The following is a 26,347-nucleotide window of genomic DNA, read 5'->3' as shown; positions in this document are numbered from 1 at the left end:
TGGGCCGCGATCGGCGAACGTCTGCCGACGCGGCGTCTGGCGCACGCTCACTGCAGATTGAGCGGCAGGCCGCGCACGCGATTGCCGATCGCGTCGAGCGTGGCGCCGGTCGCCTGCGCCTTGATGTCGTCGCCCGGTGTGATCGTCCGGAACGGCGTGAAGTCCTTCACGAGGGCGCAGTAGTCGTTGTTGACCATGACGCCCAGGAACTCGCCCGTCTTGCTGAAGACGAGATCGCCGCGCTTCGGGGCGAAGTCGCCAAAGAGGCGCTTGAAGAAGCGATTGTCGACGCGGACGAAGCCGGCGTGGGTGGGATCGAGCTTGAACCCAACCTCGCCGTAGCCGCGTCCGCCGCCGTCGATGAGCACCGCTTCGGGAAATTTGAAGGGATCCGCCGCGAGCGGATAGACCTTCGCGCCCAGCGCCGCCGCCTCGGGCGCCGAAATCGGCAGCACGACGACCCGCGGGTCTTGCGCGAGGAAGATCATCGATGCGGCCCGGGCGCGGTTGCCGCCCTGATGGGACAGTTGAATGCCCAGCTTCTCCCAGTCGGCCCCGTTCTCGACCAGGGAGAACGGCGTGTCGGCCAGATGCATCAGCGCGTAAATTTGCTGCCCGTTGGTCACCAGGACCGTGTTCGCCTCCTTCTGCCGGTTCACCTGCCCAAGCAGGCCGCGCCGGCTGGCGGTCAGCGTCGTCGTGACGCGGTTCGATTGGAACTCGTTGAAGAGGACGTTGGCGTTGATGGGGCGGTTCTCGCGGATCTCCTTCGAAAGCTCGCCGGATTTCTCCGCCAACTGTCCCACGCCTTGGGCGAGCTGCGTCGTGGCCTCCTGCACCTTGATGCGTTCGGTGCGCTCCGCCTGGACCTGCGTCTTCAGGGCGTCCGCCGTCTCGCGCAGGTTCTTCTTCTCCTGCTCCGCGACGACGACCGCCATCGTGAGCCCCTCGATCTGTTTGCGCGCATCAGCGTGGGATTTGCTGAGCGCCTCGAGTTCGCGTCGCTGCCGCTCGGCCTCCGCCTGCTTTAGCGCCAGATCGCGCTGCAGCTCCGCCAACTGCTCCCGGGTGAGTGTCGCCTCCTGGCTCGCGGCCGCCACCTTTTGCTGGAGTTCCTCCGCCGTCTTCTGCGTGGCGGTGAGCGCGGTCGCGGCCGCCTCGCGTTCCTGCGCCAGGCGGGCGCGCTCGGTCTGAAGCTGCGTCAGGCTCTGTTCCCGCGCGGCGAGCGCCGCGTCGGCGGCGGACAGTTTCTGGGCGAGTTCGTCCCGCGCGGCCTGCTGGTCGGCGAGCGACAGCCGCATGGTTTCCACGAGGTCCTGGTCCTTCGTCACGGCGTTGGCCGCGAGCTCCGGCACCGGCGGCTGACGCGGCCGCGGCGGCTCCGCCTTCTCCCAGCGCGTGAGCGCGAGGAGATTCAGGAGCAGGAAGTCGCAGAGGATCAGCAGCAGCGTCTTGTTCATAGCGCGGCCGAGCTTCGACCCGAGGACAGCGAGGGCTCATTCGGCTCGCGCACCGGCGCGGCGCCGATCTGGCCTTCGAGGATCAGCTGCTGCTTGTAGGGGCGCACGTGCCGGATCTTCACGAGCGCCACGCACGTGATGCCGAAGAGGTTGGAGGAATAGGCGGCGAGGAGGTTGGGCTCGATCACGCCGAGCACCTGCAACACGAGGGCCGTGGCGGTGCCGCCGATGCCGACGTAGAGGCCGCCGTCGAAGAGGTTCTCCTCGTTCTCCATCAGCCGTAGTTTGACCAGCGGTGACAGCGGTTGGCGGGCCACCTCGCGAATCTTCAGGAGGCAGATGAAGTACATCGCAACCTGAAGGGCGGCGAAGAACCCGATCGAGAGCAGGGTGGAAGTATCCATGGTGGGTGGCGGTTGAGACGGTGGGGCGACGGGCGAGTTCGAGATGGCAACCAGGACCGGGAGCCGGAGCTGGAATTCCGAGGGCGGCGCGGCCTTCAAGAGAAAGGGCTCGGTGACCACGACCAGAAGCATGGCGAACAGCACCGCGAGCATGCCGGCCTTCATGTGGCCCATGGCCGCGGGCATGCCCGGCGCGCCGCCCGGCGCAACGAGCCACCGGTCGAGACCGCGCAGCACCAGCCAGACGCCGAGAAAGTAGCCGATGTACTTCAGCGCGAGCATCAGCTGCGGGTATTTCAGCGCGAGTTCCGCGGCGGAACCAAAGCTGCCGCCGGCGGTGCGATTGATCGGCACCTGATGAAGGAGCAACTGCTTCACGGCGCCCTGGCCGTAGCCGAGCGCCGCCTTCAGGTCATCGAGGCCGGCCTTGCCGAACGTGATCAGGTACAACGCGACGCGGTCCGAGGAATCGGAGAACAGCGCGGCCGCGTAGATGAGCGGGAGCTGGTTGGGCGCCACCCGCGCGAGGTGCGCGTACTCGCCCACTGTCTTCACGCTGTCGGTGCGCCGCAGCAGTTCGGAGAGCTGCGTCCAGTCAAGCCGCCGCCCGAGCGACAGCAGGTTGATGCAGAAGGGTTCGAGCTCGCCCAACTGCTTCTCCCGCAGCGCGACGTCGGTGAGCGCCCGCAGCTCCCGCTGCAGCGGCGCGGAGAGCCGCTCGCCCTGATAGAGGAGTCCCGTCAGCAGGATGAGCGCATCGAGCGGCTGCCCGCCGGGCTGCGCCGCCGGCACGAAGCGGCCGGTCTTGGTGAGCGGGTGCAGCTTGAGCAACGCCTGCACGCCCTGGGAGCCGGAGCCGCTGAGGTAGCCGCGGAGCGCGGTGCGCGCCTTCTCGGTGATGAAGAACGTGAGGACGGGCGTGCTGCCCTTGTAGCCGGAGTTGCTCCGCAGGTTGAAAAGCGGATCGAGAAACGGATCCCAGCCGCCCCACGGGACAAGCGTGGCCTGGTCCTGCAGCGCCTGTTGAACGGCAGACGCGAGCATCGGGGCACGGGGATCGTCGGTCGCGCGCGCCGCGGCGAGCACCAGTTGCGCCGGCCCGATCTTCTCCATGTCAACGAGGTCGCGGCCGTAGCCGCCAAGCGTCGCCGTGCCGCTGCCCGCCGCGCGCAGCAACGCCGGGCTCACCGAGGTGAGATTCACCGGAAGCATCCAGGCGCCAACGGCCAGCACGAGCCCAACGATCACCCAGAGCGGCGCGGTCGCGGTGGCGTTACTACGATGGGAAGCCGGAGCGCTCATCAGCGGGTGAACTATTGGTTTGCCCGCGGGATTTTCGAAACCCACGCTGGCGGGCCTCACCGACCGATGTCCCTCCGAATTGTTCACTACAACGAGCCGGTTTTGCACCGAAAGGGTGTAAAAATTGAAAAGTTCGATTCCGCGCTGGAGAAGCTCGCGGAGGACATGGTCGTGGCGATGCACGAAGCCGGTGGCATCGGGCTCGCGGCGCAGCAAGTCGGTCAGGCGCTGCAACTTTGCGTCGTCGATCTGCGCGAAGCCGACGCGGATTTCCAGTGGGAGTTCGATGGCGCGCGTCCTCCGATCGAGCTGTTCATGCCGATGGCCCTGGTGAACCCGGAGGTGTCGGTGGCCCGGGGCACGCCCGAGGTGGACTACGAGGAAGGCTGCCTTTCGTTTCCGAAGATTCGCGGCGACATCAAGCGCCCGGAGCGGATCACGGTGAAGTTCCAGGACCAGCATGGCGTGCCGCACGTCCTCACCTGCGATGGCCTGCTCGCGCGCTGCATCCAGCACGAGGTCGATCACCTCAACGGCGTCCTCTTCATCGATCGGATGGCCAAGAAGGTCTACGCGTCCGTGGAAGACGCCGTGAAAGCGCTCGCCAAGGAAACGAAGGCCGCCACCGGCCGGCGCAAGTAGCGGGCGGCAGAGCCGGGCGAACCGGTTCCCGGTTGCGGCGCAGCACGTTCCGACCACGCTTCCGGTCACCATGGCCGCCGATTCCACCCTCCAGCCGTTCCTGCCCGCGTCCAAACCCGGCCCGGTCGTGGGCCCCGGCGAGTTCGTCTTCGCCGCCGCCTTTCTGGAGCACGGTCACATCTACGGCCAGTGCAACGGCTTGATCGAGGCCGGCGCGACGCTGCGCTGGGTGTACGACCCGGATCCGCAGAAGGTGGCCGCGTTCCGCGCCAAGTACCCGGACGTGCGCGTGGCGCGCTCGTTCGACGAAATCCTTGCCGACGCCGACGTGAAGCTCGTGGCGGCCGCCGCGATCCCGGCCGAGCGCGGCCAGATCGGCATGCGCGTCATGGAAGCCGGCAAGGACTACTTCACCGACAAGACGCCGTTCACGGCGCTCAGCCAGCTCGACGCCGCGAAGGCGGCCGTGGCCCGCACCGGCCGCAAGTACGCGGTCTATTACTCGGAACGGCTGCACGTGGAGTCCGCGATGTTCGCCACCGACTTTGTCGCCGCCGGTGGCATCGGTCGCGTGATCCAGGTGCTGGGCCTCGGGCCGCACCGCCTGAGCAAGAACGTCCGGCCCGCGTGGTTCTGGGAGAAGGAGCAATACGGCGGCATCCTGTGCGACATCGGGAGCCACCAGTTCGAGCAGTTTCTCACCTACAGCGGCGCGACGGATGCCTCGGTCACCCAGGCCGCCGTCGCCAACTTCGGCAACCCCGAGTACCCGGAGTTCGAGGACTTCGGCGAGGCGTCGCTCCTCGGCGACAACGGCACGTCGAACTACGTCCGCATCGACTGGTTCAACCCCGACGGCCTCGGCACCTGGGGCGATGGCCGCACGTTCATCCTCGGCACCGACGGCTACCTCGAGCTCCGCAAGTACATCGACGTCGGCCGAGACAAGGCCGGCGACAACGTGTACGTCGTCGATGCCAAGGGGGAGCACCGGCTCAACGTCACCGGCCAGGTTGGCTTCCGCTTCTTCGGCCAACTGATCCTCGACTGCCTCAACCGCACGGAGCACGCGATGACGCAGGCGCACGCGTTCAAGGCGGCCGAGCTCTGCCTGCGCGCGCAACTGGCCGCCCGGCGCATCGCCGTGCCCCCCGTCCCTTTCGCATGAGCATTGTCACCCGCACCGGCGACGACGGCACCAGCGGCCTGCTTTACGGGCAGCGCGTGCCGAAGGACCATCCGCAAATTGAAACGGTCGGCGCGTTCGACGAGCTGAACGCCGCGATCGGCATGATCAAGCCGCTGCTCGGCGAGTCGGCCCGCGATCAGGAAATCCGCACCCAGCTCATCCAGGTGCAGAAGAACCTCATCGCCCTCATGGGCGAGGTGGTGTGCGCCGAGGCCGACGCCGCGCGCTACGCCGCCTCCAAGTTCGAGAAGATCGCCGCGACCGATGTACAGCGGCTCGACACCGCCGCGGCGGCCCTCGAAGCCCGCGGGCTCAAGTTCGACGGCTGGGCCACGCCCGGCGCGAACGCCCGGGCCGCGTCCTTCGACCTCGCCCGCTCCGTGGCGCGCCGCGCCGAGCGCCGCCTCACCAGCCTCCCCGCCCACGGCCGGAGCGTCCGCCCCGAACTCCAGCGATTCGTCAACCGCCTCTCCGACCTCCTCTGGCTCCTTGCCCGCGAAGCGGAGCAGTAAAGGCAAATGGAGAATGCAGAATGGAGAATGTAGAATTCTCTGAACCCGGACGCCCGCTCGCTGATTGCTGACCGCAACGCGATTGGCAGGCCTCCTACATTCTTAATTCTTCATTCTGCATTTGCCTTCACAGGAGGTCGGCGGCGAGTTCGGCAAGCTTTGAGCGTTCGCCTTTCGTGAGCTTCACGTGCGCGGAGATCGGCTGCCCGCGCATCCGGTTGAAACAATACACGAGGCCATTGCTGCGGGAGTCGACATACGGGTTGTCGATCTGCGCCGGATCGCCGATCAGCACGATCTTCGAGCCTTCGGAGATACGCGTGATCACGGTCTTCACCTCGTGCGGTGTCAGTTGCTGCGCCTCGTCCAGGATGAAGAACCGGCGCGCGATCGAGCGTCCGCGGATGAACGCCAGCGCCTCGATCTCGACCAGTCCGCTCTTGAGCAGCCGCTCGTAAGGCTTCACCAGGCCGGGACCGCCACCGCCAGCATGGCCGTTGCCGTTGCTGTGACCGTACGAGCCGTTCTGCGGGAGCGTCATCGACGCCAGCATCTGCTCCTCGCGCCGCTTGAACTTCTTCTTCGAAACCTTCTTCGCCGCGAATTGCGGCTCCTTCGGCGGCTTCGACGGGATCAGGACTTCGAGCGCGTCGTGGTACGGCTGCAGCCACGGCCGCATCTTCTCCTCGAGCGAGCCCGGCAGGAAACCCATGTCCTTGCCCAGTGAGATCACCGGCCGCGAGATCGAAACCCCGTCGTAGCGGGAGGTCTCGTCGTACGTCTGATGCAGCGCGCACGCGGTCGACAGCAGCGTCTTGCCCGTGCCGGCCTTGCCGAAACACGTGAGCAGGCTGATCGAATCGTCGAGCAGCGCGTCCATGAAAAACTGCTGTTCCAGGTTGCGCGCCCGGATCGGAATGCCGCCCGGCGCCTTCACGTAGTCCGGCACCTTGAGCCGCCGCACGAGGCCTTCGCCGTAGTAGCGCGCGGGCATCGTCTTTCCCTCGTCCGACCGGAGCAGCACGTACTCGTTCACATACAGCGTCCGCGCGAGCGTGTCGCGGATCTCAAACCCGCCCTCCGAGCAGAAGCGCTGCAGCTCGTACACGTTGACCGGGAGTTCGCGGTAGCTCGCCTCGTCGATGTCGGCCGGGACCTTGTCGTTCAGGTAGTCCTCCGACTCGAGGCCCACCGCGCGCGCCTTGAGCTGCACGTTGACGTCCTTCGTCACGAGGATCGTGGGCGGCGGGTATTGCTCCTGCACATACAACGCCGCGGCGATGATGCGGTTGTCCTTCTTGCTCAGGTCGGGCAGGATGGCCCGCAGCCGATCCATCGCGGGCGAGTGCCGGCCGGGCTCCGCCAGGTAGGGGTTGATGATGATCGAGAGCGTGCCGCCGTGGGACAGCACCACGCCTTCGTGCATCGAACGGGCATCGGGCAGCAGCTCCTGGAGAATCCGGTGCACGCGCCGCGCATTGCGGCCGCGCTCGGTGGATTGCTCTGCCTTGATCGCGTCGAGTTCCTCGAGGACCTCGACGGGGATGGCCAGGTTGTTCTCCTCAAACTTGAAGATCGAATGAGGGTCGTGCAGCAGGACGTTCGTATCCAGTACGAAGGTCTTCACCTTGGCCGAAACCTTGATCCGCGAGATTGGGGCGTGGGCCCCGCGCAGGTTTTCCATCGGTTTGGGATTGTGGATAACTTGTGAGCAACACTGAGAGCACCGACCTTGGGTTTTGTCGATGCCGGACTCCTCGTAGAACGCATTTTCACCGTGTGGTGCCCGACGCGTCCCAGGTAAAATTCATGTTACAGGGCGCGCGACCTCCGGCGCTTCAGGCTCGCGCCGTCCCGGGTCATGCGTTTCACCACTCCTGTCCCACGCCCGCGCCCATGCATCTCGAAGACACGCTCCAGGCCCTCCTCCGATCGTACCGGAGCGACGGCGGCATCAATCACCTCGACGGCCGCAATCTGCCGTCGCAGGAGTCCGTCAACCAACTCGCCGCCGACTGCATGCACCTGCTGTTTCCCGGCTACTTCGAGGAGGCGGGGCTGACGCAGGACCAGCTGGCCGGCCACATCCGCGGGCTGCTTGACCGCGTCGATCGCCGACTCGCGACCGAGGTGACAAAGTGCCTGCGTTTCACGGGTATTCCCTCGGCCGATGCGAAGGCGCGGGAGTTTGCGGATACATTTCTCCAGCAGTTTCCCTCGCTGCGGCAGCTCATCCGCACCGATGTCGAGGCCGCGTATCAGGGCGACCCGGCGGCGCGAAGCATCGAGGAGATCATCCTCGCCTACCCGTGCGTGCTGGTGATCTCCATCCAGCGCCTCGCCCACGTGCTTTACCACCTCGGCGTGCCGCTGCTGCCGCGCATGCTGACGGAGTACGCCCACGAGCGCACCGGCTGCGACATCCATCCCGGCGCCCGGCTCGGCAGCTACTTCTTCATCGACCATTGCACCGGCGTCGTGATCGGCGAAACCGCCACCGTCGGCTCGCACGTCAAGCTGTATCAGGGCGTCACTCTCGGCGCGAAGTCCTTCGAGCTCGATGCCGAGGGCCGGCCGATCAAGGGCGTGAAACGCCATCCCGACATCGGCGACCACGTCACGATCTACGCCCACGCCACCATCCTCGGCGGCGACACGCACATTGGCGCGAACTCGATCATCGGCTCCAGCGTGTGGCTCATGAAATCCGTGCCGGACGAGTCCGCGGTGTACTTCAAGGGCGACAACCTGGTGATTCGCTCGCGCCGCAAGAAGGAGTCGCTCGTCGAGCGCGGCGCCGCGCCGACGCACGAGCACGACTGGGAGATCTAGCGGGGTGGCCGGCGCTTCATCCCGCTGATCGCGCCGATACCGCGGGCGGCTCCGAGAGCGTCAGCCCGAGGTTCTCGCAGGCCGCGGCGCACAGCCCAACAAAGGTTTCCTCGCCGAGCGCGAGACGTCGCCCGCGCAGGTGCGCCACACCCCAGCGGCGGCGCAGCTTCCGCGGACCAAGCGGCAGCGAAACCAGCGAACCCTGCGCAAGTTCGGTGCGCGCGATCCACGGCGCCAATACGCCCGCGCCCAGGCCCGTCTTCACCAGCTCCTTGATCGCCTCCATGCTCCCGAGCTCGATCACGTTCGTCAGCGTGATCTTTTCCTCGCGGAAGTAGTCGTTCACGAGCCGGAACGTGTGACTCGCCTTGTTATAGAGCACGAGCGTCTCGCTCTGGATCGACTCGCGCGGCGCACGACCCACGCGCGCCCAAGGGTGCAACGGCGCGACCAGGAAACGCATCTCGTCCTGGAACAAGGGCATGAAGACGAACTCCGCCATCGCCGTGACCGGCGGCTCGATGATCAGCGCGAGATCGATGTGCCCGCCCCGCAGCAACTCAAGCTGCTGGCCGTGATCGCCCGGCTCGATGCGAATCACGCACTTGGGATAGCTCTGCCGAAACTCCCGCAACACCGCCGGCAGGATATGCTGGCACGCCGTCGTGCTCGCCCCCACCCGCAGCCGCCCGTGGCCCCAGCGCGTCAGCGTGTCGAGCCCGGCCCGGGCCAGCTCCATCTCGCGCAGGATCTTCTCCACGTGACGCAGGAACTGCTCGCCGGCCTGCGTGAGAATCACCCGCCGGCCCACGCGATCAAACAGCCGGCAGCCGACATCGTCCTCGAGCGCCTTGATGGCATGGCTCACCGCGGACTGCGTCAGGAACAGGTCCTTCGCGGCGAGCGTAAAGCTGCCGCGCCGCGCAAGCGCCGCAAAGGCATGCAGCTGTCGGCTGTCGAGAGTGGGTTTCACGATGTGGTCGCCTCCTGGCGGCGTTGCATCCCCTCCTAGCAGCATCCGGGCCACGTTCTCCGGTGTGGCACGCCTTTGGCTGACGCTCACCAATCAAACCACGTCTCCCCGCTCCGACTCAGGCTGCCGATCCGTCGCGCCCGCTGCGCGTCGGCTTCGTCGCGCTCACCGACGCCGCCCCGCTCATTGCGGCGGAGGCCCGCGGCGGCTTTGCCCGGCATGGACTCAACGTCGTCCTCCAACGCGAGATCGGCTGGGCCACCATTCGCGACAAGATCATCTACGGCGAACTCGACGCCGCCCACGCCCCCGCTCCGATGCTCTGGGCGATCCACCTCGGGCTGTCGTGTCCCGCCGCCGAGGTCCTCACGGGCGTCGTGCTCAATCTGCACGGCAACGCGCTGACCCTCTCCCGTCCGTTGGCCGAGGCGATCGCTGACCCCGCCGACCTCCGCCGCATCGCCCGCGAACGACGGCGGCACCGTCCCCTCACCTTCGGCGTGGTGTTTCCCTACTCGTCCCACCATCTGCTCATGCGTTCCTGGCTCACGGCCGCCGGGCTGCAGCCCGAGCGCGACGTCCGCGTCGTCGTCGTCCCGCCCGCGCAGATGAGCCGTAACCTCAGCGCGGGTACGATCGATGGCTTCTGCGCCGGCGAACCATGGAACTCCGTGGCAATCCAATCCGGCGTCGGCAGCTGCCGTCTCATCAGCGCGCGCGCCCAGCCCGGCCTCGCGGAGAAGGTCCTGCTCGTGCGCCAGGAGTTCGCCACCCGCCACGCGGCCGAGCACGCCGCGCTCATCGCGGCCGTCACGGAGGCGGCCGCGTGGTGTGACCGCCCGGACAACCGCCCCGCCCTCGCCGAGCTCCTGAGCCAACCGCGCTATCTCAACCAGTCGCGCGCCGTCATCGCGCCGGCGCTTCTCGGCGCCTTCGACCCCGGCACCGGAACCACCGAGCTTGTGCCCGACTTCCTCGTGTTCCACGCCGACGACGCCAACCTGCCCTCGCTCGCCAAAGCAAACGCAGTGCAGGCGGCGCTCGTCGATGCCGGCCTGCTCGCGCCCGGCGCGGCCACACCGGAGCTCCCGGGGAAACTCTTCCGCGCCGATCTGCATGCGGCGGCCCGCGCCGATTCATCCGGGGCCACGACTCCGCTCCAGCTCGGATGAAAAGTATTCATCTTTCCGATTAGCAGATTGAGCCGGATTTGTGCGTGAACGTGCGCGGCGTGGCACAACCGCCGCTGAGGCTGCGGTGAACGTGGGCAGTCCGCCCGCCGAACCACCACCTCCGTTCCCACCATGGACTTCATCAAACCTGCCGACGCCGTGAAATCGATGCTCGCGGCCAGCGAAACCAAGGCCGCCCTCTCCGTCCGCGATCTCCTCCTGCGCGGTTTTCTCTCCGGCGCACTGCTGGGCTTCGCCACCAGTCTCGCGCTCACCGCCACTGGCCAGACGCAGACACCTCTCGTAGGCGCCCTGGTTTTCCCCGTCGGCTTCGTGATGATCGTGCTGCTCGGCCTGGAACTCGTGACCGGCAGCTTCGCCGTGACGACCCTCGCCGCCGTTTCCGGCCGGCGCGCGTGGGCCACCGTGTTCACAAACCTCGGGTGGGTGTTTCTCGCCAACCTCGCGGGCAGCCTCGCGTACGGCGCGCTGCTCTACGCCGTCCTCACCAACGCCGGCGCGAGCGCCCCCGCAGGCATCGCCGCGAGTATCGTCAAGATCGCCGAGGCCAAAACCACCGCCTACGCGGCCCTCGGCACTGCAGGCATGGCGACCGTCGTGACGAAGGCCATCCTGTGCAACTGGATGGTCTGCATGGGCGTCGTCATGGCCCTCACCTCCCATTCCACCGTGGGCAAGATCGTGGCAATGTGGCTGCCGGTCCTCACGTTCTTCGCGCAGGGCTTCGAGCACTCGGTGGTGAACATGTTTGTCATCCCGACCGGCATGCTGCTCGGCGCGAACGTCTCCCTGAGCGACTGGTGGCTCTGGAACCAGATACCTGTGACGCTCGGCAACTTCGTCGGCGGCTTCCTGTTCGTCGGACTCAGCCTGTACTGGACCTACCGTCCGGCTGCCACGCCCGGCGTCGTTGCCGCCGCGGCTCCCACCGCCCCATCCAGCCCCGCCGCCGCCGAACCGGCGCGCGCCTGACCCCGCCGCGTCATGGCCAACGTCGCCCCTCCGCCCGCCACTGGCGAATTCACGCCGGAGCAGAAGCAGTACCTCGAGGGCTTCCTCGCCGCCGTCGCCGCCGCCGCGCCTTTCGTCGGCACCACCGCCTCGGGCCAGCTCACCGCCACGCCCGCCGCCGCGCAGTCGCCCAATCTCGCCGAACCTCCCCCCGAGGATACTGTCTTCGGCACACCGCTGAGCGAGCTCTGCAAACCCGAGCGCTGGAAGCACGAGGAGAACCCGCTCGACATCTGGGAGAAACTCGTCGCCCACGCCGACGGCAACCGCTTCCCCGACGAACCCGACACGTTTCGCTTCAAGTTTCACGGGCTTTTCTACGTCGCGCCCGCGCAGGACAGCTTCATGGTCCGGCTCCGCATCCCCGCCGGCGAGCTCACGGCCACGCAGCTCCACGGCATCGCCGATCTCGCCGCGGACTGGGGCGGCGGCTACGCCCAGATCACCACCCGCGCGAACCTCCAGGTGCGCGAGATCGCGCCGGCGCACATCGTCAAGGTCCTCGTCCGCCTCCAGGAACTCGGGCTCACGTCGCGCGGCGCCGGTGCCGACAACATCCGCAACATCACTGCCTCGCCCAACAGTGGCTTCGATCCCGACGAGCTCCTCGACGTGCGTCCCCACGCGAAGGCGTTGCATCACTACATCCTGAACCACCGCGACCTCTTCGGCCTGCCGCGCAAGTTCAACATCGCGTTCGACAGTGGCGGCGCACTCTCCACCGCCGCGGACACCAACGACCTCGGTTTCATCGCCGTGCGCGTCACGCCCCAGAGTCTCGCGCGCGCCACGCTGGCCGGACCGGTGCCCGCCCCCGGGATCTATTTTCGCGTGCAGCTCGGCGGGATCACCGGACACAAGGACTTCGCCCGCGACGCCGGCCTGCTCGTCGCGCCGGGCGAGGTGGTGGCCGTCGCCGCCGCGATGGTCCGCGTCTTCAACGAACACGGCTGCCGCACCGACCGGAAGAAGGCGCGACTCAAATACCTGCTCGAGCAGTGGGGCGTGGAGCGCTTTGTCGACGAGGCGGCGCGCAAGCTCGCTTTCCCGCTCGCTCGATTACCGGTCGAAGCCTGCGAACCGCGTCGACCGTTCCTAAAGCACGGCTGGGCGGGCGTGTACCGCCAGGCCCAGCGGGGCTTCAATGCGATCGGCATCGGCGTACCCGTCGGCCGCCTGTCCGCGAAGCAGATGCACGCGCTCGCCGACCTCGCGACCCACTACGGTCAGGGGGAACTGCGGCTCACGGTCTGGGAGAACCTCATCCTGCCGTATGTGCGCGACGCCCACGTCGAGACCGCTTGCCGGAGCATCCAGCGGCTCGGGCTCTCCACGGACGCAAACAATCTCACCAGCGGCATCGTGTCCTGCACGGGCAACAAGGGCTGCAAGTACGCCGCGACCGACACGAAGGGCCACGCGCTGGCCCTCGCCAAACGACTCGGCGGTCGGCTGAGCCCAAGTTCGCCCGTCAACCTCCACTTCACCGGCTGTCCCCACTCCTGCGCTCAGCATTACTGCGGCGACATCGGTTTCCTCGGCGCCAAGCTGCCCGACGGCCGCGAGGGCTACCACGTGGTCCTCGGCGGGGGCATGGGCGACGAACAGGGCATCGCCCGCGAGGTGTTCCGCGGCGTCTCCGCCGAGGAGATACCGGGCCTGGTCGAGCACATCCTCGGCACCTACGAGGCGCGGCGGCAGTCGGGCGAGACGTTCGTCGCCTGGGTGCGACGCCACCCGCTCGGCGCGTTGCAGGAGCAACTCGAGCGCTGAGCCCCGCACCCGCCAACCACGTCGTTCGTTTCCCGACGGCGTCCAACCCACCCGACGGCGTCCAACCCACCCGCCCAGATGACGACCCTCGTCCCCACCCTCCCAGAAACCGCTCCATTTACCGCCGAACAACGTGCGTGGCTCAACGGCTACCTCGCCGGGCTCTTCTCCCGCGGGCCGGTCGACTCCGCGGCCGGCGTCAACGCAAGTGCCCCCGCCCCGGCCTCCACCGTACCTCCGCTCGCGCCGCTCACGATCCTCTTCGGGTCCCAGACCGGTACCGCCGAAGCCCGCGCCAAGCGCGCCGCGAAGGAAGCCGGCAAACGCGGGTTTGCCGCGGTTGTGCTCGACCTCGCTCAGGTGGACCTCGCCCGCCTCGCCCATGAGCGCGCCGTTCTCCTAATCACGAGCACCTACGGCGACGGCGAACCTCCGGACAACGCCAAGGCCCTCCATGCGGCACTCGGCGCGGCCACCGGACAACTGCTCGGCGGCCTGCGCTTCGCCGTGTGCGCCCTGGGCGACTCGAACTACGTGCAATTCTGCCAATGCGGGAAGGACTTCGACGCGCACCTGGAGCGGCTCGGCGGCACGCGCGTCACCGCCCGGATCGACGTCGATCTCGACCAGGACGCCGCGCTCGACGCCTGGGTGCAGCAGGCGCTCGCCGCCTTCACCTCGACGATGCCCGCCCTCGCCGCGGCCGCGGCGGCATCGGCAGTCGGCGCGCCATCAGTGTCGGTGGTCGCAGCCCCACGCACGGAACCAGCGTCCGCCCCGGTCGCCCATGGGCGAAACCACCCGTACTCCGCGCTAGTGCTGGCGACGCATCGCCTCAGTGGCGACGGCTCGGCCAAGCAGGTACACCACGTCGCCTTCGCGCTAGGCGACTCGGCGCTACGCTACGAGGCCGGCGACGCGCTCGGCGTGTTCCCGCACAACTGCCCGGAACTCGTTGCCGAGATCCTGACGCTCCTGCGCTGCGACGGCGAAGAGGCCGTGCCGGCGCCCGATGGCAGCACGACCTCGCTCCGCCATGCCCTCACCGAGCTCTACGATCTCGGCAAACCTTCGCCCGACCTGCTGGCACTCTTCGGCGGACCGACGGCCGCTCCGGCCGCGTCGACGGCCCACGTGATCGATGTGCTGCTCGCCCGCGCCGATGTGCGCCCCAAGCCGGCGGTCCTCGTCCGGGTGCTGAAGCGACTGCAGCCGCGACTGTACTCGATCTCATCGTCGCCGCGCGCACACCCCGGAGAGGTGCACCTGACGGTTGGCGCGGTGCGCTACGAGGCCGGCGCGCGCCTGCGCAAGGGCGTGTGCTCAACCTTCCTGGCGGACCGCGTCGTACCCGGGACCTCCCGCACCGGCATCTACGTTCACGCCAACGCCGCGTTCCGCCTGCCGGCCGACGCGAGTCGCCCCGTCATCATGATCGGCCCGGGGACGGGCATCGCCCCGTTCCGCGCGTTCCTGCACGAGCGCCGGGGCAGCGGGGCGAACGGCCGCAACTGGCTTTTCTTCGGCGACCAGCGCTCGGCCACGGATTTTCTTTATCGCGAGGAACTGCTCACGCTGCAGGCCGAGGGCGCCCTGAACCGACTCTCGCTGGCGTGGTCCCGCGACCAGTCGGACAAGGTCTACGTCCAGACCCGGATGCTCGAACACGCGGCGGAGTTGTACGCCTGGCTCGAAGACGGCGCCCACCTGTATGTTTGCGGCGACGCCAGCCGGATGGCGCGCGATGTCGACGCGGCGCTGCACGCCGCCATCGCGCAGGCCGGCGGCAAGACCACCGAGCAGGCCGCCGAATACGTGCAGACGCTGCGGGCGGCCAAGCGCTATTGCCGGGACGTGTACTGATGGCGCGCCGTCCGCCCAATCCGCAGGGCGAGCCCCCGACGCCCCCCTCAGATGTAGTACATCTCGACCGGAGTCTTGGACGCGATGCGATCGAGGGTGCAGCTCTTCAGCTTCTCCTCGAAGGCGGCGCTGATCTCTTCCCAGATTTTCTTCAGCCGCTTGCCACTCTGTCCCTCGAAGTTGCCGCTGAGCTGGAGGCACCGGCCCTCGACCGCCGTCATGATGTCGAACAGCGAGATCTCATCGGGCGGACGCGCGAGCGAGTAGCCGCCGTGGTTGCCGCGCCGGCTGGTGATCAGCTTGTGGTCACGGAGCTTGAGCAGGATCTGCGCAAGGAAGTTCGCGGGCACAGCCTCGACGCGCGCGAGGCGCTCGATCTGGGCCAGCTCGCCGGTGCCGTGCAGGCGGGCCATCTCGGCCATGACGCGGCAGGCGTAATCAACTTTGACGGATACTTTCACGAGGAAGGAGCGGGCATTATCCGGAACTTCCGGGCGGGGTCCACAGGATCTTTGCGCCGCACGACGCTAGATGACGTAGTCGCCGTTCTCGACCTTCAGCAGTTCGCGTGGCGGCAGGAGCATGCCCGCCGCGACCGTCGCGTGGCTCGCCGGGTCGATGAGGATGAAGGAGCCGGTCAGCCGATTCACGCCATAGGCATCGAACACGACGGCCCGCGCGGCGCGCAGCCGGATCTGGCCGATGTCGTTCATGACGAGTTCCGCCGGAGTAGGCTCAGAATCGAGCGTGGCCATCGTCAGCCGGTTCACCAATTCGGAGACGATGACCTGGACGGTATGCGTGGTGTGCTTGAGCAGGTACTTCCGGCCCGGTTGCAGCGGCCGGGAGTGCATCCAGCACACGTCCGCCTGGAGGTCCGCGGAGTTTCCAGGCAGCGGCGTTTCGAGTCCGATGATCGTGCTGCCCCGGCTCACGTCGATGTCGTGCTCAAGCACGAGCGTGACGGATTGCGGGCTGAACGCTTCCTCGACCGGGCCGTCGTAGGTCCAGATCTGCTTCACCGTGGAGGTGAGCCCGGCGGGGAGCGCGAGGACCTTCTGGCCCACGCGCACGATGCCGCCGGCGATCTGCCCGCTGAAGCCGCGGAAATCATGCAGCGCGGGATCGGTCGGGTGATGCGGCCGGTTGACCCATTGCACCGGGAAACGAAGTCCCTGCAGGTTCCAGTCGCTCGCGATGTGCACGCTCTCAAGATGGCCGAGCAGCGTCGGCCCCGTGTACCACGGCGTATGCGGCGACGGGTCGACGACGTTGTCGCCGTTGAGCGCGCTCAGCGGGATGAACTTCACGTCCTTGATGTCGAGCCGGGGCAGGAACTCCTCGAACTGTGCGCGAATCTCGAGGAAGCGCTGCTCGCTCCAGCCCACGAGGTCCATCTTGTTGACCGCGACCACCAGGTGCGGGATGCGCAGGAGCGAAGCGATGGCCGTGTGGCGGCGGCTCTGCTCGATCACGCCGGCGCGAGCATCGACGAGCACGATGGAGAGGTTGGCCGTCGAGGCGCCCGTCACCATGTTGCGCGTGTACTGCACGTGCCCGGGCGTGTCCGCGATGATGAACTTGCGGCGCGGCGTGGCGAAGTAGCGGTACGCAACATCAATGGTGATCCCCTGCTCGCGTTCGGCGCGCAGGCCGTCGGTGAGATTCGCCAGGTTGATCTGTCCGCCGCCCGTGATGTCGGCCGAACGTTCGAGCGCTTCGAGCTGGTCCTCCATGAGCGACTTCGAGTCGTAGAGCAGGCGGCCGATGAGCGTAGATTTCCCGTCATCCACGCTGCCGCAGGTGTTGAAGCGCAGGATGTCGACGGGAACGGGAGGAGTGCTGGCGGTGAGGGAGGTCACGGAAGCGACGAAAGGAGCGGAACGTGAAAGGTTGGGAGCGTGGAAAGAGGTTCGCCGCGGCGAAGGCGCGGCGACGGGCGCCGGCGCCACGCGCGCACGGCGGGTCAGAAGTAACCGGCCTTTTTGCGGTCCTCCATGGCGGCCTCGGAGGACTTATCGTCGGCGCGCGAGCCGCGCTCGGTCACGCGGGCGGCGGCGATCTCGGCGATGATGTCGGCGACGGTGGTGGCCGGCGACTCGACGCAACCCGTGCTGATGATGTCGCCGATGGTGCGCACGCGGACGACGAGTTCGCGCACCTCCTCGCTGGGCTTCGGGGGCACGAGGGTATTGACCGGCAGCCATTGGCCGGCCCGGCGCACGCAGTCGCGCCGATGGCTGAAGTAGATGCCCGGGACTTCGAGCCGCTCGCGCTGGATGTACTCCCAGACGTCCATCTCGGTCCAGTTGCTCAACGGAAACACGCGCATGTTTTCACCGGGATGGAGCCGGCCGTTGTAGAGGTTCCAGATCTCAGGCCGCTGGTTCTTGGGATCCCACTGACCGAAGCTGTCGCGGTAGCTGAAGAAGCGCTCCTTGGCGCGGGCCTTCTCCTCATCGCGGCGCGCGCCGCCGATGCAGCAGTCGAAGCGAAACTCCTCGATCGCCGCCAGCAGCGTCGGGATCTGCAGCCGGTTGCGGCTGATCTCGCCGGGCGCGGGCTGGGCGATCCCCTGCGCGATCGCGTCCTCGACACGACGCACGATGAGCTTGGCGCCAAGTTCCTTGGCACGGCGGTCGCGAAACTCGTTCAACTCCGGGAAGTGATGACCGGTGTCGACGTTGAGCAGCGGCATCGGAATCTCGGAGGGACGAAACGCCTTCTCCGCGAGACGGAGAAGGCAGATGGAGTCCTTGCCACCGGAGAACAGCAGGGCCGGGCGCTCAAACTCGCCGGCGACCTCCCGCATTACATGGATGGCTTCAGTCTCGAGATGCTGGAGGTGGTCGAGATGGTAATTCGTCATGTTGGAACGCGACGGGGTTCGGGTTCAGGCGTTGACCGCCTGCTTGCCCCAGGACGCGTGCAGCCCGCACTCGCGTTTCTCGTCGGCCTTGGCCGGATCGAAGTAGTCCCACTCGTTGGGCAGCTGGTGCTCGGCGAGGTAGGCTTCGACATCGTCATCGGCGAAGTAGAAGAGCGGGTTGACCTTCAGGGCGCCGAAGTTTTCGTCGCGCGACACGATGTCGAGGCCGGCGCGGTTCGGGTTCTGCACCCGGCGGAGCGCGGTGATCCAGACGGTCGGCGCCAGTTCGCGCATCCCGCGCTGAAACGGCTCCAGTTTCATCACCGCGCTGAACCGCTTCAGGCCCGCCTCATCGTCGGTCGTGGGAATCGGCCCGTGGATCGCGTCGCGATGCGCTGCAGTGATGCGTGGCACGTAGCTCTTGAGGTTGAGTTTCAGACGTTCCCGCAGGAGCTCGGCGTGCCGGTAGGTGGCAGGCCGGTTGTACCCGTGGTCAACCCAGAGCACCGGAATGTCCGGCTGCACCTGGACGGCGAGGTGAAGGATCGCCGCCTCGTAGGGCCTGAAGTTCGTGGAAACGAGGGCGCGCCCGCCGGCGTAGTCGATAGCCCAGCGGACGATTTCGAGCGGCGTTTGGGAGCGAAGTTCGGTGTTCCAGCGGGCGAGATCAGCAGTGGTCATGAGTGTGGGACAAAAGAATATGTGGATTTCTACGGCTATCTTAGGTCGGCAAAGCTGAGTTTTAAAGTGTTGTGTATTATGGCACTAACAGAACATGCAGGCCTTTTATTGGCGCATGACACCGAGAACGCTTGCCCAAGTTAGCGAGTTGGTAAAGTTTAAACGCCGTCATATTGACTCAAGATGTCATGTTAAACAAACCAACCACGCTTTTCACCTGATCCCGAACCCGTTTCCGCCGCCCTTCCGCTAACCACACCCACCCACACCACGGCAGCCCGGCCTGCCGCCCGAGATCGCTTGTTCCCACACCCATGTTCCACGCACCCACCCACCTGTCGTCCCCCACCGGCACCGTCCACCTGGTCGGTGCCGGTCCGGGAGACGCTGAGCTCCTGACGCTCAAGGCCAGGCGGCTCATCTCCGAGGCCGACGCGATCGTGTACGATTACCTCGTGTCGCCCGAGGTGCTGGCATTTGCCCGGCCTGAGGCCGAGCGGGTGTTTGTCGGGAAAAAGGGAGGCGGCTTCTGCTGCCCGCAGCGAGAGATCGAAGACATCCTCCTCCGGCTCGCCCGCGAAGGTAACCACGTCGTGCGCCTCAAGGGCGGCGATCCATTTGTCTTCGGCCGGGGCGGAGAGGAAGCCGAGGCGTTGGCTGAGGCCGGGATCTCCTTCGAAGTTGTTCCCGGCATCACCTCCGCTCTCGGTGCGGCGGCCTATGCGGGCGTCCCCCTCACCCACCGGGCACATGCCTCGGCCGTCGTCTTCCTTACCGGCCATGAGGATCCGGCCAAGCCTGACACGTCGATCCATTGGGAGGATTACGGGCGGCTGCGCGCCACCCTGTGCATCTACATGGGGATGAAAAACCTCGAGACGATCACGCGGCGCCTGCAGGCCGGCGGCCTGCCCGCCAGCACGCCGGCGCTGGTCGTGCAATCGGCCACGACCGGCGAGCACCGCCAGTTGCTTTCCACGGTGGCCAACGTGGCACTGGACAGCGAACACGAGGGCATGGGTGCGCCCGCGATGGTGGTCATTGGCGAGGTCGCGGCGCTCGCGGACAAACTCGCCTGGTTCGGGCCGGCGCGGCAGTCGCTCGAGGCCGGCATAGCCCTTGCGTCATGATCGCCGCGCTCATCGACAACGGCTCCCTGGAGCCCGCGGCGCATCGCAACCTGCGCGCCGTCGCCACCGCTGTCGCACGGCGCACCGGCGTTCCGGTGCAGGCGGTGTCCTGGAAACACAGCGACCGTATCCCTGCCGCCTCGCTCAGTCATGAACCGGCAGCGGTCCTCGACTCATGGCTCCGCGCCCAACTGGCCCGAGGCGAACGCGACTTCGTCTTCCTGCCGTTCTTCGTCAGTCCTCAGGGCGCGATCGGCTCCCGCCTGCAGCGCGACCTCGAGCGTCTGCAACGCGAACATCCCTTTCGCTTTCAACTGGCGGCCAGCCTTGCCGACCAAGGCGTGCTCGCCCCCGTCATCGCCGACCGCATTCGCACCACGGTCCGCGCGACTCACCTGGAGCGCCCGCCCGTAATCGTCGTCGACCACGGAGGCCCGTCGCGCGCGTCGGCCGCCCTGCGCAATGCACTCGCGGGGCAGATTCAGGATCTGCTCGGGGCCGAGATCGGCCCACTCGCCGCCGCCTCGATGGAAGGCGCCGAGCACCCGCACAACCGTCCCCTCTTCGCCGACGTGCTCGCCGCGCCGGAATTCGACCACGGCGACGTCGTGATCGCCCCACTCTTTCTCGCGCCCGGCCGGCACGCCGGCCCGCGTGGCGATCTCGTCGAGATCGCCACCGCGGCGGAGGATCGCCTCACCGCGGCGCCGCTGCGCTGCCATTTCACCGAACTCATCGGCTCGCACTCCCTCATCACCGAGGCGCTGGCCGACGCCCTCCAACAATCCCTCTTCCACGCTTCCGCCGCCGCATGAGCCTGCCCACCGATCTCTCACCCATTCCCGAAAAACCGCTGCACAAGAACGAGCAGCTCAAAGCCGAGAGCAATTGGCTCCGCGGCCAGATCCGCCATGACCTCGCCGACGCATCCACCGGCGCCATCTCCGAGGAGAGTAACCAGCTCTGCAAATTCCACGGCGTGTACCAGCAGGACGATCGCGACCTGCGAAACCAGCGCCGCAAGGAGGGACGCGAGAAGGCGTTCATCTTCATGGCACGCGTCCGCGTCCCCGGCGGCGTCTGCACCCCGCAGCAGTGGCTCGAGCTCGACCGCCTCGCCGACTCGCACGGCAACGGCACGCTGAAACTCACCACGCGGCAGGCGTTCCAGTTTCACGGCGTCGTGAAGGGCAACCTCCGCCCGCTCGTCCAGCAGATCAATCTCGCGGCCGGGCTCAGCACCGTGGCCGCCTGCGGCGACATCAACCGCAACGTCATGTGCAATCCCAACCCGGACCAATCCACGCTGCACGCGCAGGTCTGGGCCACGGCCAAGGCCATCAGCGATCACCTCCTGCCGCGCACCCGCGCCTACCACGAGCTTTGGGTGAACGACGAACTGGTCTCCGGCGGCGAGCCGGAGGACGAGCCGATCTACGGTCGCACGTACCTGCCCCGAAAGTTCAAGGTCGCGATCGCGGTGCCGCCGAGCAACGACGTCGATGTTTACGGCAACGACCTGGGCTTCGTCGCGATCACCGACGAGTCCGGCGCGCTGGCCGGCTACAACGTGCTCGTGGGCGGCGGCATGGGCATGTCCCACAACCAGCTCGAGACGTTTCCCCGGATCGCCGACGTCATGGGCTTCTGCCGCCCCGACCAGGTCGTCGACGTGGCGGAGAAGGTCGTGCTCGTGCAGCGTGATTACGGCGACCGCACCGACCGCAAGCACGCGCGGCTCAAGTACACCATCGAGGACCGCGGCCTCGGCTGGTTCCGCGGCGAGGTCGAGCGGCGGCTCGGCTACGCGCTCGCGCCCGCGCGGCGCTTCGAGTTCACCCACTCGGGCGACCGCTACGGCTGGACCGAACTCGCCGGCGGCCACGGCCACTACACGCTGTTCATCCAGAGCGGGCGCGTGAAGGACACCGCGGACTACCCGCTGCGGACGGGACTGCGCGAGATCGCCCGCGTGCACCGCGGCGACCTCCGCCTGACGCCCAATCAGAATCTCATCATCGGCAATGTTGCCCCCACCGACCGGCCGCAGATCGAGGCCCTCCTGCGTCACTACAAGCTGGATACCGGCAACCGCGCCACCGGGCTCAAGCGCAGCGCCATGTCGTGCGTGGCCCTGCCGACCTGCGGTCTCGCGCTGGCGGAGAGCGAGCGCGTGCTGCCGGAGCTCGTGACGAACTTTGAGCAGGAGCTCGAGGCCGTCGGACTGCGCGACGACGAGATCACGTTGCGCATCACCGGCTGCCCGAACGGCTGCGGCCGCCCCTTCCTGGCGGAGATCGGCCTGATCGGCCGCGCCCCCGGCAAGTACAACATTCACCTCGGCGCCGCGTTCAACGGCACCCGCATGAACGTCCTCTACAAGGCCTCCGTTCCGCTTGCCGAGGTCCGTCCGCTGCTCAGCCCGATCCTGCGCGACTACGCCACGCGGCGCATGCCCGGCGAACGCTTCGGTGATTTCGTCTTGCGCACCGGGTACGTCCATCAGACCGGCACCCCGCACGACTTCCACGAGCAGCGCCACGCGTCGCTCGGCGAAGCGATCTGAGGATTATCCCTCACGCGAACGTCACCGGCGTCAGGCGCCGGTGACGTTCGCGCAGTCGAACCTGTCGCGGGTTCCATTGCGCGTGGTTTGATGGCCTCGGCCAGAAAAAGGCCGGCCGCCACACCCACGCCGGCAATGAGTTGGATCCAGAAATGGCGGCATTGACCGCGTCGCGTCCGCGCTGCCCCGCGATTCGCATTCTTTTCTCCCGCGGGAACTTAGCCCACGAGCGTCGGACCATGGGCAAAAAAGAGGGCGGGCCGCCTACCCCTAAGCGGCCCGCCCATTGCTTTCTTACTTACCCCAATTCTCCACCGCTATGCGGAGGAGAAATTCCAAAAGTGATGCGCCCTAAGTAACCCAGATATCGGCACAGTTCCAATGAACCGCCGGAGATTTTTTCGGGAAAATATTGAACGCTTTCCGCCCGTTCGCGTAACGCCGGCCGGGGCTGCAAGCTCATGGCATCTGCGGTGGTATGGGCTTCTTCTTGGGCCGCGGTTCGACCCACAAACGCACCAGTAGTTCGGCGAGGTTCTTCATGCTGGTTCGCTGCGGGCCCTCGTGCCGCGCCGCCTCGCGGAACACCGGCACGACCACGCTACGCTCCTGATAGTAAGCCCACAGCTCAGGCTCGATGCGCAGCACCGCCGCAGCGTCCTCCCGCTCACCGCGGCAGATAGATTGAACTTTGGAGACCCAGAATTGTCGCTCCTCAGCGTGACCCTGCAGGTAATCGAAGACCCTTTGCTCGCTCCGGTTGAGACTCATGCCGGCAACGTGGGCGACGAGTCCCCGAAAACAACTGCAAACTCCCCACGGACGCCGTCGTTGCATTCAAATGGTATCCGTGGTTAACAAGACACCGTAACCCCTCCTCACCCTATGTGGCAGAAATTCAAGGAACAGATCCCAGCCGTCATTCTCACCGCGCTGCTGGTCATCGGCGGGGCGTTCTGGCTCCGTCAGCAGGCCGTCAACGAAATGATCGCCAAGCAGCAGGCCGAACTCGCCCCGCTGCGTGAACAAAATGACCGCCAGGGCGCCGCGCTCGACGAAGCCCAGCGGCAACTCGCGGACATGCGCAAAACCCTCAACGAGGCCATCGCCAAGCGCGAGGCCGACGTCTTCCGCACCGACGAGGAGGTGCAGAAGATGAACACCGAGCGCATGGACCTCCTGGCCGAGGCCATCGCCAAGAAGATCCAGCCGTACAATCCGCTCCCGAAGACGCCCGAGGAAGCCGAGCGCATGCAGAACGAGCAGGTCGACAAGGTCTCGAGCCGCATGGCCGAGCGCATCCAGCCGATCCTCTCGGAAATGGCCAAGGACCAGAATCTCACCCGCGACTCGATTGCGCAGTACAGCAACCGCATCTCCGAACAGGTCGGCCACGTGCTGGCGTCGGAGATGAACCGGAATCAGCAACTGAACAACAACCTGCAGCAGACGCAGGCCGCCGCCCAGGACGCGCTGAAGCTCTCGCATGAAATCACCGCCCTCTACCTGAGCACGTTCAAGGACCAGGGCCTCATCACCCGCCTGCTCACCCTGCCCGCCAACGTCGTCAAGGACGCCGCCAGCCTCTCCATCGTCTCGAGCAGCGATCGTAAAAAGGTCGAGGAAAGCCTCGTCACCCGGATGTCGCAGATCGAGAAGCAGCTCGCCACCCTCCAGGCGCAGAACCCCGACACCGGGACTCCCGCCGCCACCGAGGGCACGCCGGCCGCGGCACCTGCCCCGACGCCGGCACCGACGCCGACGGCTCATCCGCAGCGTCCGGGTCAGCAGAAGACCTGAGTCACTTTCGTCCGCGCCAATTCAGAAGCCACGCGTGAGGCGCGTGGCTTCTTTTTTTGCCCACAGGCCGCCGTCACTCCGGCGGCTTGCGGTTCCCGGCCCAGATCAGCCAGAGCGCCAGCGCCACCAGCAGCACGAGCCACCAGAGGTAGCGCAGCTCCCGCGCCGCCATCTCGGCGAACCGCAGCGCGGCCGGGAACAGGAGAAAGAGCACGGCGACCGCAAGCAGCAGCACGCCGAACTGGAGAAACGCCTTCAGCCTAGGATTCATCGGGTCGGGCGCACGGCAGCCGGCGCCGGAGAACCGGCCCGGGTCTTCACCGGCGCAACATGCTTGGTCAATTCATCGAGGGACAGGATGACGCTGGATTCGCCGCCGCCCACCACGAGTGGGGAACGTCCGTTCCAATTCTGCAGGATCTGCAGCTTGATGAAGTCAGGGTTCGCTTTCAGCGCGGTGCCACGGACCTGGATGGCTTCGGCTTCACCGCGGGCCCGGATGATCGCGGTGTCCGCCTCGATCTGCGCCTTGAGCTGGGTGAACTTCGCCTTCTCGGCCTCCTGCTCCTGCACCATCTTCATTTCAATGGCCGTCTCGAGCTCGGAGGACAGCGCCAGGTTGTAGATCACGAGGTCGCTCACGACGAGGAAGTCGGAGCCGATCTTCTTGCGCGCGAGTTCGAGCGCCCGCGTCTTGATCTCCTCACGCTTCTTCACGATCTGCTCCGCGCTCTGCGTCGCGGCGACTTCCTTCAGCGCTTCCTGCACCCGCGGCGCGATCAGCGTGTCGAAGGGCTCGCCCGCGTACTCGCGGAAGATCTTCACCACCGACTGTTCCGGCACGCGGTAGAGGACGTGCACCTCCATCTTCACCTGCTGCAGGTCCGACGAGTAGCACTCCGCCGGCATCGGCCGCGTCTGCTGCCGCACCGAGATCTGATGGATGCGCGTCACAAAGGGCTGCTTCAGGCCAAAGCCCTCCGTCTTGAATTCGGGCGACACGGTGCCGAGCGTCACCTCCACGCCACGATAGCCCGGCTGCACCACGTAGGCGGTGGCCGAGGCCAGGATAACGACGGCGAACACGAGGATGGCGCCGCCGATCAGCCGCTTCAGGCTGCGGCCGTCGAACTCACCATCGTTTGCCCCACCAAATTGCGCGCGGTTCATGGTTTTTCCTCCTTCTGTACCGGCTTCGCGCCGGTCGTGAAATCACCCAGCGGCAGCATCATGTTGGCCCCGGTTGCCCCGGGTCCCACCACCAGCGGCGTGATGCCGTCCCAATGTTCGATCACCTGCAGTTCGAGGACGCTCGGGTTTTCCCGCAGCGCCTTGCCGCGCAGCACGATCGATTCCGCCTCGCCGCGCGCCTTGATGACGGCGGTGTTGGCCTCGATCTGCGCCTGCTGCTGGGCGAAGCGCGAACGGGCCGCCTCCTGCTCCTGCACCATCTTGGCCTCAATCGCCGCCTCCAGCGCGTTCGTCAGGTCGATATTCTCCAGCACCACGTCCTCAATCACGAGGAGGTCGCCCACCTTCCGGCGGGCACTCTGCAGGGCCATCGACTTCACCTCCTCGCGCTTCTTCACGATGAGTTCCGCCGTCCGCGAGGCCGTGACTTCATTCAGCGCCTCCGCCACGCGGGGCCGAATCAGCGTGTCAAACGGATCGCCTGCGTAGTCGCGGTAGATCGTGACGACGGAGGCCTGCGGCACGCGATAGAGCAGCCGCACGTCGATCTTCACCTGCTGCAGGTCCGACGAATAGCAGTCCGCGCGCATCTTCGCCGTCTGCTGCCGGATCGCCTGCGGCACGACCGTCGTGATGAAGGGCATCTTGAAGCCAAACCCCTCGGGTTTGAATTCCGACGACACCTTGCCGAGCGTCACCTGGACGCCGCGGTTGCCGGGTTCGACAACGTAGCTGGCCGAGGTCGCCGCGAGGATCAGGATGAAGATCAACACCGCGCCGCCAATCAGGCCGACGATGGTTCTGGGTTTCATAGTGGTAGACAAACTGATGGGCATGCTGCCGTGGGCGCGCGGTCACTCAAGGGTTTTGCGGTCGCGGGGGAAACGGGCTGCGAATTTCCAACGCGTCGGCCGCACCGACCGCCGGGCGCTTGCGTTTGGTCTGGTCCGCACCAG

The 26,347-nt window shown here is 66.8% G+C and carries 24 protein-coding genes; 12 read left to right on the top strand and 12 right to left on the bottom strand.

What is annotated here, in order from left to right; genetic code table 11:
• Positions 1-47: 47 nt before the first annotated feature.
• Together DB354_RS14335 and DB354_RS14330 are read right to left on the bottom strand one after the other, a co-directional pair.
• Positions 48-1,460: a hypothetical protein gene (locus DB354_RS14335; RefSeq protein ID WP_107836319.1), complete on the bottom strand. Its 1,413-nt coding sequence runs from the start codon at positions 1,458-1,460 to the stop codon at positions 48-50.
• Complete coding sequence (locus DB354_RS14330) at positions 1,457-3,166, bottom strand: hypothetical protein (protein WP_107836318.1); 1,710 nt, start codon at positions 3,164-3,166, stop codon at positions 1,457-1,459. Before DB354_RS14330 ends, DB354_RS14335 begins: the two co-directional genes overlap by 4 nt.
• 66 nt (positions 3,167-3,232) lie before the next feature.
• Here DB354_RS14330 and def point away from each other — a divergent pair, with 66 nt between their 5' ends.
• The 3 genes from def to DB354_RS14315 all read left to right on the top strand — a co-directional run bounded on the left by def (position 3,233) and on the right by DB354_RS14315 (position 5,509).
• On the top strand, positions 3,233-3,808 hold the full coding sequence (def, locus tag DB354_RS14325; protein WP_107836317.1) for a peptide deformylase: 576 nt from the start codon (positions 3,233-3,235) through the stop codon (positions 3,806-3,808).
• Positions 3,809-3,878: 70 nt separating this feature from the next.
• Positions 3,879-4,976 carry a Gfo/Idh/MocA family oxidoreductase gene (locus DB354_RS14320; protein WP_107836316.1) on the top strand — a complete coding sequence of 366 codons (1,098 nt, stop codon included), beginning with the start codon at positions 3,879-3,881 and terminating at the stop codon, positions 4,974-4,976.
• The gene (locus DB354_RS14315) at positions 4,973-5,509 is read left to right on the top strand and encodes a cob(I)yrinic acid a,c-diamide adenosyltransferase (protein WP_107836315.1); all 537 of its coding nucleotides are present in this window, start codon (positions 4,973-4,975) and stop codon (positions 5,507-5,509) included. The genes DB354_RS14320 and DB354_RS14315 overlap by 4 nt, the downstream gene beginning before the upstream one ends.
• Positions 5,510-5,636: 127 nt before the next feature.
• Here the strand turns inward: DB354_RS14315 and DB354_RS14310 are convergent, their stop codons facing one another.
• Positions 5,637-7,193 carry a PhoH family protein gene (locus DB354_RS14310; RefSeq protein ID WP_107836314.1) on the bottom strand — a complete coding sequence of 519 codons (1,557 nt, stop codon included), beginning with the start codon at positions 7,191-7,193 and terminating at the stop codon, positions 5,637-5,639.
• A 212-nt stretch (positions 7,194-7,405) separates the two neighbouring features.
• On the opposite strand from DB354_RS14310, the gene DB354_RS14305 reads away from it, so the two are divergent.
• Positions 7,406-8,341 (top strand): serine O-acetyltransferase, encoded by a 936-nt coding sequence (locus tag DB354_RS14305; protein WP_107836313.1) that lies wholly within the window; start codon positions 7,406-7,408, stop codon positions 8,339-8,341.
• A 16-nt stretch (positions 8,342-8,357) separates the two neighbouring features.
• On the opposite strand, the gene DB354_RS14300 is transcribed toward DB354_RS14305, so the two are convergent.
• Positions 8,358-9,314: a LysR family transcriptional regulator gene (locus DB354_RS14300; protein WP_233256646.1), complete on the bottom strand. Its 957-nt coding sequence runs from the start codon at positions 9,312-9,314 to the stop codon at positions 8,358-8,360.
• 92 nt (positions 9,315-9,406) lie between these two features.
• On the opposite strand from DB354_RS14300, the gene DB354_RS14295 reads away from it, so the two are divergent.
• From DB354_RS14295 to DB354_RS14280, 4 genes are all read left to right on the top strand, one after another.
• A complete protein-coding gene (locus DB354_RS14295) occupies positions 9,407-10,486 on the top strand; it encodes a CmpA/NrtA family ABC transporter substrate-binding protein (RefSeq protein ID WP_107836312.1) in 1,080 nt (359 codons plus the stop codon).
• Between the two features lie 132 nt (positions 10,487-10,618).
• Positions 10,619-11,479, top strand: coding sequence for a formate/nitrite transporter family protein (locus DB354_RS14290; protein ID WP_107836311.1), 861 nt, complete (start codon positions 10,619-10,621; stop codon positions 11,477-11,479).
• A gap of 12 nt (positions 11,480-11,491) precedes the next feature.
• Entirely contained in the window at positions 11,492-13,291 is a 1,800-nt protein-coding gene (locus DB354_RS14285) for a NirA family protein (protein WP_107836310.1), read from the top strand.
• A gap of 78 nt (positions 13,292-13,369) precedes the next feature.
• Entirely contained in the window at positions 13,370-15,154 is a 1,785-nt protein-coding gene (locus tag DB354_RS14280; protein WP_107836309.1) for a sulfite reductase subunit alpha, read from the top strand.
• A gap of 47 nt (positions 15,155-15,201) precedes the next feature.
• On the opposite strand, the gene DB354_RS14275 is transcribed toward DB354_RS14280, so the two are convergent.
• The 4 genes from DB354_RS14275 to DB354_RS14260 form a co-directional block, all read right to left on the bottom strand.
• Positions 15,202-15,615, bottom strand: a complete 414-nt coding sequence (locus DB354_RS14275; RefSeq protein WP_107836308.1) for an Rrf2 family transcriptional regulator — start codon at positions 15,613-15,615, stop codon at positions 15,202-15,204.
• A 66-nt stretch (positions 15,616-15,681) separates the two neighbouring features.
• Complete coding sequence (locus tag DB354_RS14270) at positions 15,682-17,016, bottom strand: GTP-binding protein (protein ID WP_107836307.1); 1,335 nt, start codon at positions 17,014-17,016, stop codon at positions 15,682-15,684.
• A gap of 104 nt (positions 17,017-17,120) precedes the next feature.
• Positions 17,121-18,023, bottom strand: coding sequence for a sulfate adenylyltransferase subunit CysD (gene cysD / locus DB354_RS14265; protein ID WP_107836306.1), 903 nt, complete (start codon positions 18,021-18,023; stop codon positions 17,121-17,123).
• 24 nt (positions 18,024-18,047) lie between these two features.
• Positions 18,048-18,704 (bottom strand): phosphoadenosine phosphosulfate reductase family protein, encoded by a 657-nt coding sequence (locus DB354_RS14260; protein WP_107836305.1) that lies wholly within the window; start codon positions 18,702-18,704, stop codon positions 18,048-18,050.
• 314 nt (positions 18,705-19,018) lie between these two features.
• Between DB354_RS14260 and cobA the strand changes: the two genes are divergently transcribed.
• From cobA to DB354_RS14245, 3 genes are read left to right on the top strand one after another with little or no spacing between them, the layout of a single operon-like run.
• Positions 19,019-19,834, top strand: coding sequence for a uroporphyrinogen-III C-methyltransferase (cobA, locus tag DB354_RS14255; RefSeq protein WP_107836304.1), 816 nt, complete (start codon positions 19,019-19,021; stop codon positions 19,832-19,834).
• Positions 19,831-20,649, top strand: coding sequence for a CbiX/SirB N-terminal domain-containing protein (locus DB354_RS14250; RefSeq protein ID WP_107836303.1), 819 nt, complete (start codon positions 19,831-19,833; stop codon positions 20,647-20,649). The genes cobA and DB354_RS14250 overlap by 4 nt, the downstream gene beginning before the upstream one ends.
• Entirely contained in the window at positions 20,646-22,400 is a 1,755-nt protein-coding gene (locus DB354_RS14245) for an NADPH-dependent assimilatory sulfite reductase hemoprotein subunit (protein ID WP_107836302.1), read from the top strand. Before DB354_RS14250 ends, DB354_RS14245 begins: the two co-directional genes overlap by 4 nt.
• 459 nt (positions 22,401-22,859) lie before the next feature.
• Here DB354_RS14245 and DB354_RS14240 read toward each other — a convergent pair whose 3' ends face one another.
• Positions 22,860-23,171 carry a hypothetical protein gene (locus DB354_RS14240; RefSeq protein ID WP_107836301.1) on the bottom strand — a complete coding sequence of 104 codons (312 nt, stop codon included), beginning with the start codon at positions 23,169-23,171 and terminating at the stop codon, positions 22,860-22,862.
• 114 nt (positions 23,172-23,285) lie between these two features.
• Between DB354_RS14240 and DB354_RS14235 the strand changes: the two genes are divergently transcribed.
• Positions 23,286-24,200, top strand: a complete 915-nt coding sequence (locus tag DB354_RS14235; RefSeq protein ID WP_107836300.1) for a hypothetical protein — start codon at positions 23,286-23,288, stop codon at positions 24,198-24,200.
• Positions 24,201-24,273: 73 nt separating this feature from the next.
• Here DB354_RS14235 and DB354_RS14230 read toward each other — a convergent pair whose 3' ends face one another.
• Genes DB354_RS14230 through DB354_RS14220 form a run of 3 tightly spaced genes read right to left on the bottom strand, consistent with a single transcriptional unit; the run spans position 24,274 to position 26,203 of the window.
• Positions 24,274-24,471 (bottom strand): hypothetical protein, encoded by a 198-nt coding sequence (locus DB354_RS14230; RefSeq protein ID WP_107836299.1) that lies wholly within the window; start codon positions 24,469-24,471, stop codon positions 24,274-24,276.
• Entirely contained in the window at positions 24,468-25,370 is a 903-nt protein-coding gene (locus DB354_RS14225; protein ID WP_107836298.1) for a prohibitin family protein, read from the bottom strand. The genes DB354_RS14230 and DB354_RS14225 overlap by 4 nt, the downstream gene beginning before the upstream one ends.
• Positions 25,367-26,203 carry a prohibitin family protein gene (locus tag DB354_RS14220; RefSeq protein ID WP_158277540.1) on the bottom strand — a complete coding sequence of 279 codons (837 nt, stop codon included), beginning with the start codon at positions 26,201-26,203 and terminating at the stop codon, positions 25,367-25,369. The genes DB354_RS14225 and DB354_RS14220 overlap by 4 nt, the downstream gene beginning before the upstream one ends.
• Positions 26,204-26,347 lie beyond the last annotated feature (144 nt).

This window comes from Opitutus sp. ER46 (assembly GCF_003054705.1).
GTDB lineage: Bacteria > Verrucomicrobiota > Verrucomicrobiia > Opitutales > Opitutaceae > ER46.
Note: the sequence above shows the minus strand (reverse complement) of the source record. Positions and strands in the feature narration are given on the sequence as shown.

What these genes read in the sequence shown, in the direction of transcription:
- DB354_RS14245 (WP_107836302.1), top strand. Translation starts at nt 20,646, where the DNA reads ATGAGCCTGCCCACCGATCTCTCACCCATTCCCGAAAAACCGCTGCAC.
- DB354_RS14330 (WP_107836318.1), bottom strand. Translation starts at nt 3,166, where the DNA reads ATGAGCGCTCCGGCTTCCCATCGTAGTAACGCCACCGCGACCGCGCCG.
- cysD (WP_107836306.1), bottom strand. Translation starts at nt 18,023, where the DNA reads ATGACGAATTACCATCTCGACCACCTCCAGCATCTCGAGACTGAAGCC.
- DB354_RS14250 (WP_107836303.1), top strand. Translation starts at nt 19,831, where the DNA reads ATGATCGCCGCGCTCATCGACAACGGCTCCCTGGAGCCCGCGGCGCAT.
- DB354_RS14220 (WP_158277540.1), bottom strand. Translation starts at nt 26,203, where the DNA reads ATGAAACCCAGAACCATCGTCGGCCTGATTGGCGGCGCGGTGTTGATC.
- DB354_RS14230 (WP_107836299.1), bottom strand. Translation starts at nt 24,471, where the DNA reads ATGAATCCTAGGCTGAAGGCGTTTCTCCAGTTCGGCGTGCTGCTGCTT.
- DB354_RS14260 (WP_107836305.1), bottom strand. Translation starts at nt 18,704, where the DNA reads ATGACCACTGCTGATCTCGCCCGCTGGAACACCGAACTTCGCTCCCAA.
- DB354_RS14240 (WP_107836301.1), bottom strand. Translation starts at nt 23,171, where the DNA reads ATGAGTCTCAACCGGAGCGAGCAAAGGGTCTTCGATTACCTGCAGGGT.
- DB354_RS14335 (WP_107836319.1), bottom strand. Translation starts at nt 1,460, where the DNA reads ATGAACAAGACGCTGCTGCTGATCCTCTGCGACTTCCTGCTCCTGAAT.
- DB354_RS14305 (WP_107836313.1), top strand. Translation starts at nt 7,406, where the DNA reads ATGCATCTCGAAGACACGCTCCAGGCCCTCCTCCGATCGTACCGGAGC.
- DB354_RS14320 (WP_107836316.1), top strand. Translation starts at nt 3,879, where the DNA reads ATGGCCGCCGATTCCACCCTCCAGCCGTTCCTGCCCGCGTCCAAACCC.
- DB354_RS14310 (WP_107836314.1), bottom strand. Translation starts at nt 7,193, where the DNA reads ATGGAAAACCTGCGCGGGGCCCACGCCCCAATCTCGCGGATCAAGGTT.
- DB354_RS14235 (WP_107836300.1), top strand. Translation starts at nt 23,286, where the DNA reads ATGTGGCAGAAATTCAAGGAACAGATCCCAGCCGTCATTCTCACCGCG.
- DB354_RS14280 (WP_107836309.1), top strand. Translation starts at nt 13,370, where the DNA reads ATGACGACCCTCGTCCCCACCCTCCCAGAAACCGCTCCATTTACCGCC.
- def (WP_107836317.1), top strand. Translation starts at nt 3,233, where the DNA reads ATGTCCCTCCGAATTGTTCACTACAACGAGCCGGTTTTGCACCGAAAG.
- DB354_RS14285 (WP_107836310.1), top strand. Translation starts at nt 11,492, where the DNA reads ATGGCCAACGTCGCCCCTCCGCCCGCCACTGGCGAATTCACGCCGGAG.
- DB354_RS14225 (WP_107836298.1), bottom strand. Translation starts at nt 25,370, where the DNA reads ATGAACCGCGCGCAATTTGGTGGGGCAAACGATGGTGAGTTCGACGGC.
- DB354_RS14315 (WP_107836315.1), top strand. Translation starts at nt 4,973, where the DNA reads ATGAGCATTGTCACCCGCACCGGCGACGACGGCACCAGCGGCCTGCTT.
- DB354_RS14290 (WP_107836311.1), top strand. Translation starts at nt 10,619, where the DNA reads ATGGACTTCATCAAACCTGCCGACGCCGTGAAATCGATGCTCGCGGCC.
- cobA (WP_107836304.1), top strand. Translation starts at nt 19,019, where the DNA reads ATGTTCCACGCACCCACCCACCTGTCGTCCCCCACCGGCACCGTCCAC.